11 protein-coding genes are annotated in these 13,581 nt (G+C 37.0%); 7 read left to right on the forward strand and 4 right to left on the reverse strand.

Annotation, left to right across the window (positions count from 1 at the left end):
• Window positions 1–30 precede the first annotated feature (30 nt).
• The 4 genes from H3T43_RS03885 to H3T43_RS03900 all read right to left on the reverse strand — a co-directional run bounded on the left by H3T43_RS03885 (window position 31) and on the right by H3T43_RS03900 (window position 1,914).
• The gene (locus H3T43_RS03885; protein WP_198212764.1) at window positions 31–894 is read right to left on the reverse strand and encodes a membrane protein insertase YidC; all 864 of its coding nucleotides are present in this window, start codon (window positions 892–894) and stop codon (window positions 31–33) included.
• 1 nt (window position 895) lies between these two features.
• Window positions 896–1,264: a ribonuclease P protein component gene (gene rnpA, locus H3T43_RS03890; protein ID WP_198212766.1), complete on the reverse strand. Its 369-nt coding sequence runs from the start codon at window positions 1,262–1,264 to the stop codon at window positions 896–898.
• 52 nt (window positions 1,265–1,316) lie between these two features.
• A complete protein-coding gene (gene rpmH / locus H3T43_RS03895) occupies window positions 1,317–1,457 on the reverse strand; it encodes a 50S ribosomal protein L34 (protein WP_198212768.1) in 141 nt (46 codons plus the stop codon).
• Between the two features lie 169 nt (window positions 1,458–1,626).
• A complete protein-coding gene (locus tag H3T43_RS03900; protein ID WP_198212770.1) occupies window positions 1,627–1,914 on the reverse strand; it encodes a hypothetical protein in 288 nt (95 codons plus the stop codon).
• Between the two features lie 406 nt (window positions 1,915–2,320).
• On the opposite strand from H3T43_RS03900, the gene H3T43_RS03905 reads away from it, so the two are divergent.
• From H3T43_RS03905 to gyrA, 7 genes are all read left to right on the forward strand, one after another.
• A complete protein-coding gene (locus H3T43_RS03905) occupies window positions 2,321–4,162 on the forward strand; it encodes an FAD-dependent oxidoreductase (protein ID WP_198212772.1) in 1,842 nt (613 codons plus the stop codon).
• Between the two features lie 606 nt (window positions 4,163–4,768).
• Window positions 4,769–6,136, forward strand: coding sequence for a chromosomal replication initiator protein DnaA (dnaA, locus tag H3T43_RS03910; protein ID WP_198212774.1), 1,368 nt, complete (start codon window positions 4,769–4,771; stop codon window positions 6,134–6,136).
• A 172-nt stretch (window positions 6,137–6,308) separates the two neighbouring features.
• On the forward strand, window positions 6,309–7,439 hold the full coding sequence (gene dnaN, locus H3T43_RS03915) for a DNA polymerase III subunit beta (RefSeq protein WP_122051700.1): 1,131 nt from the start codon (window positions 6,309–6,311) through the stop codon (window positions 7,437–7,439).
• A 227-nt stretch (window positions 7,440–7,666) separates the two neighbouring features.
• Window positions 7,667–7,876, forward strand: coding sequence for a S4 domain-containing protein YaaA (yaaA, locus tag H3T43_RS03920; protein ID WP_052060258.1), 210 nt, complete (start codon window positions 7,667–7,669; stop codon window positions 7,874–7,876).
• A gap of 5 nt (window positions 7,877–7,881) precedes the next feature.
• Window positions 7,882–9,021, forward strand: a complete 1,140-nt coding sequence (gene recF, locus H3T43_RS03925) for a DNA replication/repair protein RecF (RefSeq protein WP_198212776.1) — start codon at window positions 7,882–7,884, stop codon at window positions 9,019–9,021.
• The gene (gyrB, locus tag H3T43_RS03930; protein ID WP_034978623.1) at window positions 9,011–10,975 is read left to right on the forward strand and encodes a DNA topoisomerase (ATP-hydrolyzing) subunit B; all 1,965 of its coding nucleotides are present in this window, start codon (window positions 9,011–9,013) and stop codon (window positions 10,973–10,975) included. The genes recF and gyrB overlap by 11 nt, the downstream gene beginning before the upstream one ends.
• A gap of 9 nt (window positions 10,976–10,984) precedes the next feature.
• Complete coding sequence (gyrA, locus tag H3T43_RS03935; protein ID WP_198212778.1) at window positions 10,985–13,471, forward strand: DNA gyrase subunit A; 2,487 nt, start codon at window positions 10,985–10,987, stop codon at window positions 13,469–13,471.
• The last annotated feature ends 110 nt before the right edge of the window (window positions 13,472–13,581 follow it).

Genomic DNA, 13,581 nt, shown 5'->3' on the forward strand with positions numbered 1-13,581 from the left:
CTTTATCTAAATCATTAATTTAGATTAACATTATTTTCTACGTTTTAATCGTTTATACGTTCTTCTTAGCTGCCGTTTTCGTTCGCGTTCCTGGCGTTCTTTTTCTTCCAGTTCACGCCGATACTTAATTGGGTTTTGCAGAATGAAAGTCTGAACTACCTGGAACAGGTTGGAAATTACCCAGTAAACTACAATAGCTGACTGGAAATATATACCCATTACACCAACCATAATTGCCATACCATAAGTCATAATTTTTGATGACCAAGTCTGTGATTCCTTTGGCATTGAAAGTTGACTAATGTATGTTGACGCAAATGTCAAAATCATTGATAAAATCGGCATAATAAAGTATGGGTCAGGCTTACCTAAATCCATCCACATAAAGTGACCGGTCATGAGCTGTGGAGTTTGAGCAATCGCTCCGTATAATGCAAGCATAACTGGCATCTGAATAATTAAAGGCAAACATCCGGCATAGGGATTAATCCCAGCTTCTTTATAGAGCTTATTTGTTTCCTGCGAAAGCAAAGTACGCGACTCTGTATCGCTACCAGGATATTTCTTACGCAAAGCATCTATTTCCGGCTGAATTTTCTGCATCTTGGTAGTGCTCTTAATCTGAATTGCACTAAGTGGATACAAAATTAGCCGTACAATAATCGTAAAGATAATAATTGCCCAGCCATAATTATTGCCAATCAGCTTCGACAGCCACAATAAAAACGTGGACATGTAATAAATGACCCAGCGATCCCACCAGCTGCCACTTGTATGTGAAACTGGTTTTAGCTTGCCAGTTGATGCACAACCTGTTAAAACAACCGCTAATGCAACCACTGTCAGCAATACAAGTAGACGCTTGACATTCTTTTTAGTTAAAATGTCTTTCACTCTAATCTTCCTCAACTTTATTCGGTATCTCTTCAATTATATTGGCTAAAAAGAGTGCATGCAAGAGGTTCTTACGAACATCATCCCATCTAAAATTGCGTGCATACGGTCTAGCAATCACTAGAAAATCAATATGTGGCTTAATTAAAGGTTTATTTTCCGTAAGAACAGCACGAATATAACGTTTGAGGCGATTACGAACTACAGCAGTATGTCCGACTTTTTTACCAACAGAAATACCAACGCGAAAATGTTCATTTTCTGGTTTGTCTTGTTGATAAATAACAAAAGCCCGGTTTGCTATTGAATTACCTGATTTAAAAACTGTTTGAAAATCATTTTCTGTTTTAACGCGATAAGACTTTCTCAAAACGTTTCATTCCACTCTTATAAATTAAAAAAACCACTGGGATTTCAGTGGTTTAAGCAGATAAGACTTTTCTACCCTTTGCACGGCGTCTAGCCAAAACCTTACGGCCATTAGATGTACTCATCCGTTTCATAAAGCCATGAACTCTTGAACTGTGACGCTTTTTAGGTTGGTAAGTTCTTTTAGTTGTCATTAAACTACACCTCCAATTTTTTGTATGCAGACTGCACAATTTAATATCTAGAATACCATGATTAAAGTAAAAAACCAAGTAAAAAGACAAAAAACATCAGGATTAATTACCAATTTAGGAATAATTTGTGACTTGGCTTAAACTGACCCTGAAAAATTCTTCCAACTTTCTATAACAGATCAGTCTTAGTAATTTCAATTGATGGATAATGTCCAAGCGCTGGCAAATCGGTATCAAACGGACAACTATAAACCATGTAATAATCTCCTTCTGCTTGTTTGGCAGTCAGTTCCTCCAGCTTTTGCCTGGCCCGTTCAATACTCTGCGTAATATAAACCACACCAACAACACCCACTTTTTCTGCTTTATGTGCACTGATTTCAACACTGCCTTTTAGTATCACCTTTAAGTTGCCGTCATCTTTCAGTCCCAACTCAACATAATCTTGATAATTCATATTGGTACCTCACAATAAAGAAATATTTTTAGTTGCAAATAATTAGACTATTCAGCACTATTAATTGTATCAAATAAAAAGCATACTTATAATTTTACTCCTTCAATCGTAATGTTACTTTCTTTATAATCAAGTTTTACTATAATTTTGTTTTGCGTTTCACAAATTACTTCAAATAATAATTACTGTTTACAATAAAATCATGATATCGATTTTGAAATCACTTTAAAATAGCAACTTACGTTGCCGCAATAACATCATTTTAAGATCAATTTATTTTACACAATACTTCACATTCTTTACTATTTTTTAATCATTCTATTACTTATTGATGATAAAATTATCTTTGTAGGCAAGCGTTTTCCATAGCGCTTAAAACAATTTTGATATAAAAAAGGAGATTTTTATGATAAGTGGTGTTTTTAAAGGTGCTGCTCAAGGCTTTCACAGCTTATTAACCAGTAACGTTACATTAAAGGATGGTAAAATAATCAAAGTTGCTGTTGACGGTGTCCAGCCATATACGGTTGGATCCTATGCAATACCAACAATGATTAACAGAATTGAAGAAGCTGGTAGTACCGATGTTGATGTTGTTACATCAGTTTCAGTAAGTACCTCAGCAGTTGTTAATGGTGTAAATAAAGCTTTAGAAGTTGCTCAAGGAAAATTAACCGCAGACGATGCCGTTAATCCTAAAGTAAAACCGAGTAAGAAGCCTAACTATCCGGTTTATGCCAAAGTAAACAATAACAAGTATATCGAATCTCAAGTGCAATTTGATGATACCTATGACGTGATTGTTGTTGGTTCAGGTATCTCCGGATTATCAGCTGCTATTGAAGCCAAAAAGCATGGTAATAGCGTAGTTATTTTTGAAAAAACAGGAATGGTCGGTGGAACCAGTAATTATTCCGCTGGTGTCATTCAAGGTTCTGGCGATAAATATCAAAAAGAGTTTACAGATTATCAAAATGACAATCCCGAACTACATGCTCAAGAGTTAATTCAAGCAGGTGAAGGCAGAGTAAATCCTCAGATGATAAAAGAACTAGCTGAAGATTCTGCTAATAATATTGAATGGCTGGCAACTTTAGGGATAAAGTGGACCTCCGTCTACGGTCACAGAGTTATTCCCTATGAAAACAAAGATTACTTTGCTCAAAGAATTCACGTTTATGAGCACGGTGGCGGTTTAGGCAGTGGCTGCGTAATGATTGATGCAGTAAGAAAAGAAGCTGAACGTCTGGGAATAAAGATTTTCTTTGATACTCCTGTAATTAATTTAGTAACCAACAGCTATACTGACAAATCAGTTGCTGGCGTAGTAACTAATTACAAAGGCAAAACTAGTTATTATCGTGCTAATAAAGGAGTAGTCCTGGCTACTGCAGGTATTGACTATAATGAAAAATTAGCTAAAGAATTTGCTCCGCAACAATATCGTGATATTAAAAACCATGCCTTGACTAATTCTAAATATGATACCGGTGACGGCATTTTAATGGGATTAGCACTTAACGCTGCAACTGAAGGCTTAGGTGGCTCGATGGATGTTGATTTCAAGAGCAATGTAGGTGCAGCAGATAATCTGCCGACACCACCAATGTTTTATGTAAATGGCAACGGTAAACGTTACATCAACGAAGATACTACCTACGGTTATCTAACTCGTGCTACTTATCAGCAAGAATTAATTTGGAACAAGCCAACTTGGCAGATCTTCGATTCATCGACTTTCTCTGCTCCATTTACACCCTGGAAATCTGATGCAGACACACAAAAGGATATTAATTCCGGTCAAATGTTTAAAGCAGACTCAATTGCAGAATTAGCTGCTAAAATCAACGTACCAGCTGAAAACTTAAAACAACAACTAGAAACCTGGAATGACAACGCTGTAAGTGGTGCAGATAAAGAGTTTGGTCGTAAAGAAGGCTTGCACGAACTACATGCTCCATTCTATGCCTACGCTCACAAGGATAGCAATTTTGGAGCAATTGGCGGCTTAAAAGTAACCACTAATTATGAAGTAGTTGATCATAATGACAAAAAGATTGCACATCTATATGCTATCGGCTGCAATTCTGGTGGTTGGAATGCAAATTATTACCCATCATCAGGCACAGCACTTGCAGAAGGAATGCATTCAGGACGCAAAGTTGGTAGAGTTCTATCCGGTTTGGTAGAAGATGTCAATGTAACGTCTGAGCAAATCGATGCAACAACTGGCTCGTCAGAATATTAAAAGATTAATTTTAGACAAATTGAAGAAGCGTTTTTACTAATTTTATTATAGTAGAAACGCTTTTTATTCATTTACAAGTTTTAATAGACTTACACATTTTCTTCATAATTATTCATAGAACTATATGCTGGTTCATGACAAAGCAAGTATAAGCTTTATATTATTAACAGAAAGAATTTTAAAAGTAACAATTGTTAATTGTATTAGCATTTATTACTTTTTATTTTATGTTAAGACAAGAAGTAATTTTCTAATTAGCCTTTGCTTTATTTGTTTAAAATAAAAGCTCTAAAATTGTCCACAAAATCAAAGTCACAGTATTTTGCACAACTTTATCCACAATCTACAACCTGTTTAAAAAGTTTTACACACCATGTGGATATTATGTTTCACACTTTGTTAAAAAGACTGCTGTTATAGCAAAAGATTTCCACAATTGCTTATGTAAATAAGCAAAAAGTTTTTTAAATTTACTTAGTTTTTGTGTATTTTTCTGTAAATTATATCCACAGCTTGTTGATTCTGAATTCTTTTTGTGCACTTGTGGAAAACATTTTTATTAGATGGTAAAATAAGTTTTGCTTAACGTATGCGGAGGGAATTATTTTGTTTGACATTAATAAATTTTGGCATCATTTTAATAGCGAGATGCGTGAACATTTTAATGAAGTTGCTTATAACGCATGGTTTAAAAATACAAGACCAATTTCCTATAATAAGGAAACTCATGAACTAAAAATTGCCGTGCAAAATCCCGTAACCAAAGGGTATTGGGAAAAAAATTTGGCCTCACAACTGATTCAATCTGCCTACGGCTATGCCAATATTGAAGTCATGCCGGTTTTTCAAATTGAAGGTGACAACAGTACTGAGCGCCTTGTAACACCTAAGCTAAAAACAGACTCAATGTCAGAAAGTGCACGACCTCAAATGGAAAATGCATTTGTCCGTAATCTTAAGCTTAACGAAAAGTACACGTTCGACAATTTTGTTCAGGGTGAAGGCAATAAATTGGCTGCAGGTGCAGCCTTGGCAGTTGCTGACAGTCCGGGCAGTTTTTACAACCCTCTTTTTATTTTTGGTGGCGTAGGGCTTGGAAAGACGCACTTGATGCAAGCTATCGGACATCAAATGCTGACAGAGCGTCCCAATGCCAAAGTCGTTTATATTCAAAGCGAAACTTTTGTTAATGATTTTATAAACTCAATCAAAAACAAAACTCAAGATCAATTTCGTGCAAAATATCGCACTTGCGATTTGTTGCTTGTAGATGATATTCAGTTTTTCGCTAAAAAAGAGGGTATTCAAGAAGAATTTTTCCATACTTTTGAGACTCTCTACAATGATCAAAAGCAAATAGTCATGACGAGTGATCGCCTTCCTACTGAAATTCCTGACCTATCAGAAAGACTGGTATCTCGTTTTACCTGGGGTTTGCAAGTCGAAATTACCCCACCTGATTTGGAAACACGCATCGCGATTTTACGTAAAAAAGCAGAGGCTGAGAATCTAATAATAGATGATAATACACTCGACTATATAGCTTCCCAAGTTGATACTAATATTCGTGAACTTGAAGGGGCTCTGGTAAAAGTTCAGGCACATGCCACAATTGAACATGAAGATATCAATGTTAATTTGGCTAGAGAAGCCTTGGCAGATCTCAAACTAGTTCAAAAGAATCAGGGACTGCAAATTTCTAAAATTCAAGAAGTTGTTGCTAACTATTTCCAGACTTCAACCTATGAATTGAAAGGAAAAAAGCGCGTTAGACAGATCGTTGTTCCCAGACAAATTGCAATGTATTTGTCACGCGAATTGACAGATTCCAGTCTTCCCAAAATCGGACAGGAATTCGGTGGCAAAGATCATACAACAGTGATGCATGCTTACGAAAAAATCAGTCGGGAAATTAAAACAAATGCTGATATCAAAACTGCAGTATTTGATTTAAAACAAATGCTTGATCGCTAAAAGTTATTAATTGTGGATAAGTAACGAACTTGTTCACATCTTCTTAACCGTAATAATTACGTTCTTTTAAGAACTGTGTAACTTTTCAACAGAAATCACAGGACCTACTAATACTACTAATTAAATATATAATTAAAATAAAGGAAACAGACAAAATAACAGGAGGCACCAAATGAAATTTACAGTAAACAGAAATCTTTTCTTAGACAATTTAAACAACGTAATGCATGCAATTTCTTCAAGAGCAACTATTCCTATTCTTAGTGGAATTAAAATTAATCTGACTGAAGATGAATTACTTCTAACAGGCAGTGACACTGATATTTCAATTGAGATTAAAATACCGGTAAGTGAAGACTTAACAGTTGCATCAACAGGTTCAATCGTTTTACCAGCTCGTTTTTTCAGTGAAATTATCAGACGGTTACCAGGAAAAGAATTTTCATTAGAAGTTAAAGAAAGTTTTCAAACACAAATTATTTCTGAAAACAGTGAATTTACTATCAATGGTTTAGATGCCAATAACTATCCAAGATTACCGGAAATTCCAGACGAGTCCTCTTTTGTTATTTCGGGGAAAACTTTTCGTGAAATAATCAATGAAACCCAATTTGCAGTTGCGACACAGGAAAGCCGTTTAGTGTTAACCGGAGTACACTTTACTTTTAGTCCAGACAAAATCCATGCTGTAGCAACAGACTCACACAGATTATCTAGTCGAGCATTGACTTTGGAAAATGGACCGCAAGCTAAAACGGATCTGATTATACCTGGAAAAAGTTTACTTGAATTAGCACGAATTATTGGTGAAACCGATCCGGAAATTAAAGTTTGTCCTGGTGAAAATCAAGTACTTTTTGAGATTGGCAACATTCTGTTTTATTCACGCTTACTTGAAGGTAGTTATCCTGATACTGAGCGCTTAATTCCGACTGACAGTACAACAACTGTAGAATTTGATTTAATGGAACTTTCGAGTGCATTAGACCGGGCAAGTCTGTTGACACATGCAGGACGCAATAATGTGGTCGATTTAACGCTAGATACCGAAAAACAAAGTGCAAAATTGTCCGGTGAGTCAGCAGAAATTGGTAATGTGGAAGAAGACGTTAGTTTTAAGAAACTTGAAGGTAACAATCTAAAGATTTCGTTCAACCCGGATTACCTGCGAGACGCACTAAAAGCTTCAGTAACAGATTCTGTCATTATGGATTTCACGCAGCCATTGCGTCCGTTTACTGTCAATCCAGATAAAACTGATATTGATTTTGTTCAATTAATTACACCAGTTAGAACATTTTAATCATTGTCAAAACCACAAAAGCTAAAAAGTCATCATTTGATGACTTTTTTTGTAGTCAAATTTTTGTAATCGACCGAAAAAGCTTGCTGGCTTATTTTTAATGTCGATCACTATGAATTGTTTATTTTGGAAAAATCCGTTTATATGGCTTTATATGGGCTTTTAGTTGTTTTTTGTTTGTGAAACGAATATACTTATTATAGGTATTTAAAGTGGCGAAGGTGGTTATGATCAAAGAAATAAAGTTAACGAGTGAATATATTACTCTGGGTCAATTTTTAAAAAAAGAAAGTATCATTTCTTCTGGTGGTCAGGCTAAGTGGTATTTGCAGGATAATCCAGTTTTATTAAACGGAATTAAGGAAAATCGCCGGGGTAAGAAGTTGCGTTCTGGCGATAAGCTTGAAATTAATCAAGAAACTTACGAATTGCGGTAGCATTAATGTATCTCAAGCATTTTATTGCCCAAAATTACCGCAATTTACAGCAATTTGAGGTTGATTTTGATCCTAATGTGAATATTTTTATAGGACAAAATGCTCAAGGCAAAACTAATCTGCTTGAAGCAATTTATTTTTTGGCTTTAACTCGGTCTCATCGAACTAGTAATGACAAAGAACTGATTGCTTTTGGCAAAGATTATGCCAATGTTTCCGGGCACATTTACAAAAGTCAAGTTGATTTGTCCTTGCGGGTTTTAATTACTACCAAGGGCAAAAAAGTTTGGGTTAATCGAGTTGAACAAGCAAAATTATCTAAATATGTTGGCGAGCTGAATGCTATTTTGTTTTCTCCGGAAGATTTAGACCTGATTAAAGGTGCTCCTAATTTAAGACGTCGGTTTATGGATCAAGAGTTTGGTCAAATTAGTGCAGAATACCTTTATTTTGCGGGGAAGTATAAACAGGTTTTGCAGCAAAAAAACAATTACTTGAAGCAACTGGCTAAAGGTGATACGCATGATACCCTGTTTTTAGAGGTTTTATCTGATCAATTAGCTGGAGTTGCTGCAGAAGTAATTGTTCGCCGTTTTCAATTTTTAAACTACCTAGACCAATATGCTAGAGATGCATATGCGCATATTAGTACCAGTGCAGAGAAATTTGAGGTAACTTATCGACCATCAGTAAAGGAAATTTCTGCAAAAGACAGTGTCGAAGAAGTTTACCATAAAGTATTAAATAATTTTCAGAAAAATAAAAAGGTTGAAATCCTCAAAGGTACGACATTAAGTGGACCTCACAGGGATGACATTGAATTTGAGCTTGATGGAAAAGATGCACATTTGTATGGTTCCCAAGGACAACAAAGAACTATAGCACTTAGCATCAAACTAGCAGAAATACAACTTGTGCACCAAATAACTGACGAATATCCATTATTATTGCTTGATGATGTAATGAGCGAGCTTGATCATAACCGTCAAAGTGCTCTACTTAACTACATCCACGGAAAAACGCAAACATTTATTACGACAACAGATCTTGAGGGTATTTCCTGGGAAATAATTAAAAAGCCGAAAATATACCGCATAAAATCTGGACAAATTTATTTAGAAGAGGGGAAATTGCATGGCAGATAATAACAAAGAAAATCTTAATCAAATTAAGCAATACGAAAAAGAAGCCGATAAATATAATGCCAGTCAGATTCAAGTCTTAGGCGGACTTGAAGCAGTTCGTAAACGTCCAGGAATGTATATTGGCTCAACCAGTTCTCAGGGATTACACCATTTAGTATGGGAAATAATAGATAATGGTATTGATGAAAGCTTAGCAGGCTTTGCCAGCAAGATTGAAGTTACTATTAATGAGGATGGCAGTGTTACCGTTCAAGATGATGGGCGTGGAATTCCGGTAGATATTCAAAAGAAAACCGGTCGTCCGGCACTTGAAACGGTTTTTACTGTCCTGCATGCAGGCGGTAAATTTGGCGGAGGTGGCTACAAAGTATCCGGTGGCTTGCACGGAGTTGGTGCGTCTGTCGTTAACGCTTTGTCAACCAAACTAGACGTTACAACAATGCGTGATGGTAAAAAGTATTTTATCGACTTTAGTCGTGGTCGCGTAGTTGATGAAATGAAAATGATTGGAACCGTGCCCTTATCTGAACATGGAACAATAGTGCACTTTTTCCCAGATCCTGATATTTTTACTGAAACTACTTCTTTTGATGATAAAATTCTCAAAAACCGAATTCGTGAATTGGCTTTTTTAAACAAAGGCTTGAAATTAACCTTTACCGATAAAAGAAAAGATAGTGCAGAAACCGATGTTTACCACTATGAAGGTGGTATTCAGGAATATGTGTCATTCTTAAACCGTGACACAGAAGTATTATTCGATGAACCAATTTACGTAGAAGGTAACGACAACGATATTAACGTTGAAGTATCTTTGCAATATACAAAAGGTTATAAAACAACGTTAATGACCTTTGCCAATAATATTCATACTTATGAAGGTGGAATGCATGAGGCTGGATTTAAGACAGCTTTAACGCGCGTAGTTAATGATTATGCCCATAAAACCAAATTGTTAAAAGACAGTGATGATAATCTTTCAGGAGAAGATATTCGGGAAGGAATGACCGCTGTAGTTTCTGTCAAACATCCTAACCCTCAATTTGAAGGCCAGACTAAAACTAAATTAGGCAATTCAGACGCTCGAACAGCCGTTGATCATGCTTTTTCTGAAACTTTCAACCGTTTCTTAATGGAAAATCCTCAGGTTGGTCGCAAAATTGTTGAAAAGGCTCAGTTAGCTGAACGTGCTCGGACAGCTGCTAAACGCGCTCGTGAGGTTACACGTAAAAAATCAGGACTAGAAATTGCCAATCTGCCTGGTAAGTTGGCTGACAACACCAGTAATGATCCTAGCATTTCTGAATTATTCATAGTTGAGGGTAATTCTGCCGGCGGTTCTGCTAAACAAGGACGTTCAAGATTAACTCAGGCAATTTTGCCGATCCGTGGTAAAATTCTGAACGTTGAAAAAGCTTCAATGGATCGTATTTTGGCTAACCAAGAAATTCGTTCACTTTTTACAGCTTTAGGTACCGGTTTTGGTGCAGACTTTGATGTTTCTAAGGCTCGTTATCATAAGTTAATCATTATGACAGATGCTGATGTCGATGGGGCTCATATTCGGACCTTGCTCTTAACCCTCTTTTATAATTACATGCGTCCGATGATTGAAAAAGGCTACGTTTATATTGCACGTCCGCCTCTATATCAAGTGCGCCAAGGCAAAGTGGTCAGATACTTAGATACTGATGAAGAATTGCATGACTATTTAGGTAGTTTACAACCAAGTCCTAAGCCGCTGGTACAGCGCTATAAGGGACTAGGTGAAATGGATCCGGAACAGCTATGGGATACAACCATGAATCCTGAAAATAGAAGACTCGACCGTGTAAGTCCGGAATACGCTAAAAATGCCGATGAAGTATTTGAATTGCTTATGGGCAATGAAGTAGGACCGCGGCGCAATTTTATTGAAACTAACGCTAAATACGTTGAAAACTTGGATGCATAGGAGGTTTAAATGGATAACGACAATCAAGGTCAGGATCACAGAATAAGAAACGTTGATTTGACCAGCGTAATGAATAGTTCATTCCTGGATTATGCCATGTCCGTTATCGTAGCACGGGCTTTACCCGATGTACGCGATGGCTTGAAGCCGGTTCAACGCCGGATTCTATATGGCATGAGTGAACTAGGAGTTACACCAGATAAACCATACAAAAAATCAGCCAGAATCGTTGGGGAAGTTATGGGTAAGTTTCACCCTCACGGTGATTCCTCAATTTATTTAGCAATGGCTCATATGGCACAAGATTTCAGCTACCGCTATATGCTTGTCGATGGTCACGGAAACTTTGGTTCAGTTGATGGTGATGAACCAGCCGCAATGCGTTATACTGAGGCGCGCATGAGCAAAATTGCAGTTGAAATGCTGCGGGATATCAATAAAAACACTGTTAATTGGCAACGTAATTATGATGATTCTGAAAATGAACCAGTAGTTTTGCCGGCTAGAATACCAAACTTATTAGTTAACGGTACTAGTGGTATTGCGGTTGGTATGACTACCAACATTCCGCCGCACAATTTATCAGAAGTGATTAAGGGCCTGCACATGCTAATGAACAATCCTGATGTCACTACTAAAGAACTAATGAAGGCAATCCCGGGTCCAGATTTTCCTACAGGTGGTACTATCATGGGTCGCGGTGGCATTTATCGCGCCTATGAAACTGGTCGAGGCAATATCGTTGTTCGTGCTAATACTAATATTGAAACTGAAAAAAGTGGCCGTGAAAGAATAGTTGTCACTGAAATACCCTACTTGGTCAATAAAGCAGAACTGGTTAAGAAAATTGCTGATTTAGCACGTGCTAAAACAATTGATGGTATTACCGGTGTGCGTGATGAATCGGATCAAACGGGGATGAGAATTACTATTGATATCCGCCGTGATGCCAGTGCCAGTGTGGTTTTAAATAACTTGTTTAAGCTGACACAAATGCAGGCTAATTTTGGCATGAATATGGTAGCAATTGTCGATGGTGCACCACACTTTCTCAGCCTCAAGCAAATGTTGCAATATTACTTGGAACACCAAGAAGATGTTGTTACTCGCAGAACTAAATTTGAGTTGGAAAAGGCTGAAGCTCGGGCTCATATTCTTGAAGGTCTGCAGATTGCTCTTGATCATATTGACGAAATTGTTCATATAATTCGTCAGAGTCAATCAAGTGATATTGCAAAAGCTGCTTTAATCAGTCGTTTTGGTCTTGATGACAAGCAGTCACAAGCTATTTTAGACATGAGACTGGTACGGTTAACTGGTCTTGAGCGTGACAAGGTTGAGGCTGAATACAAAGAACTACAAGCCAAGATTGCTGATTATAAAGATATTTTGGCAAAACCAGAGCGAATTAATGAGATCATTTATAATGAATTGTTAGATATTCAAAAGCGCTTTGGTGATGATCGGCGGACTAAAATTGGTGCCAGTGAAGTTGTTTCAATTGAAGATGAAGATTTAATTGAAAAACAAGATGTTTTACTAACTTTAACCCATAGTGGCTACATTAAGCGGATGCCAATTACTGAATTCAAGACCCAAAATCGTGGCGGCAAAGGTATTAAAGGCATGGGCGTTAAAGATGGCGACTTCATTGCCAATCTAATTTACTCAAGCACGCATGATACGTTGCTGTTCTTTACCAACAAGGGCAAAGTTTATTCTAAGAAAGCCTATGAAATTCCAGAATTTGGCCGTACTGCCAAAGGATTGCCAATAGTCAACTTGTTGCAACTGGAAAAGGGTGAAAAGATCCAGACAATCGTCAATATTCCTGAAGATGCCGATGACCAGTACCTGTTCTTTATTACGAAGATGGGAACGGTCAAACGTACACATGTCAGTGAATTCTGCAATATTCGCAATAGCGGCCTAATTGCATTGACATTGCGCGATGGCGACGAGTTGAATAACGTTTTGGCTACAGATGGCAGTCAGGATATTTTAATCGGCACTCACTTAGGTTATGCAGTACGCTTTAATGAAAAAACTGTTAGATCTATGGGTCGAACTGCTGCCGGTGTTCGCGGAATTAATTTGCGCGAAAATGATTATGTTGTTGGTTCTGGCGTCGTTAAGAATAGTGATGAAGTCTTGGTCATTTCTGAAAAAGGTTATGGCAAGAGAACAGCGGCTTCTGAATATCCAACAAAGGGTCGTGGCGGTAAAGGTATTAAAACCGCAAATATTACCGAGAAAAATGGTCCATTGTCAGGAGTAACAGTGATTGATGGCAGGCAGGATATTATGGTTATCACTGATGATGGCATCATGATTCGCTTCAAGACAAATGACGTCTCTCAAACAGGTCGCAGCACTCTCGGTGTACGCTTGATTAAAGTTAATGACAACAATAAAGTTGCAAGTCTTGCAATTGTTCCTGCTGAAGAAGACCAGGAAGTAGCAGCTTCAGAAGAAACTGATGAAGAGCAAGATTAATTACTAAATCAAAACTTTTAAAAATTATCAGATTATTTTACGTACTTACTAGTAAGAAATAAAAATTTCTTATTGGATCACGTGAAGATAGTTTGGTAATTTTTTGTTTA

This window comes from Lactobacillus sp. M0396, from assembly GCF_016101625.1.
GTDB classification, from domain to species: Bacteria; Bacillota; Bacilli; order Lactobacillales; family Lactobacillaceae; genus Lactobacillus; species Lactobacillus huangpiensis.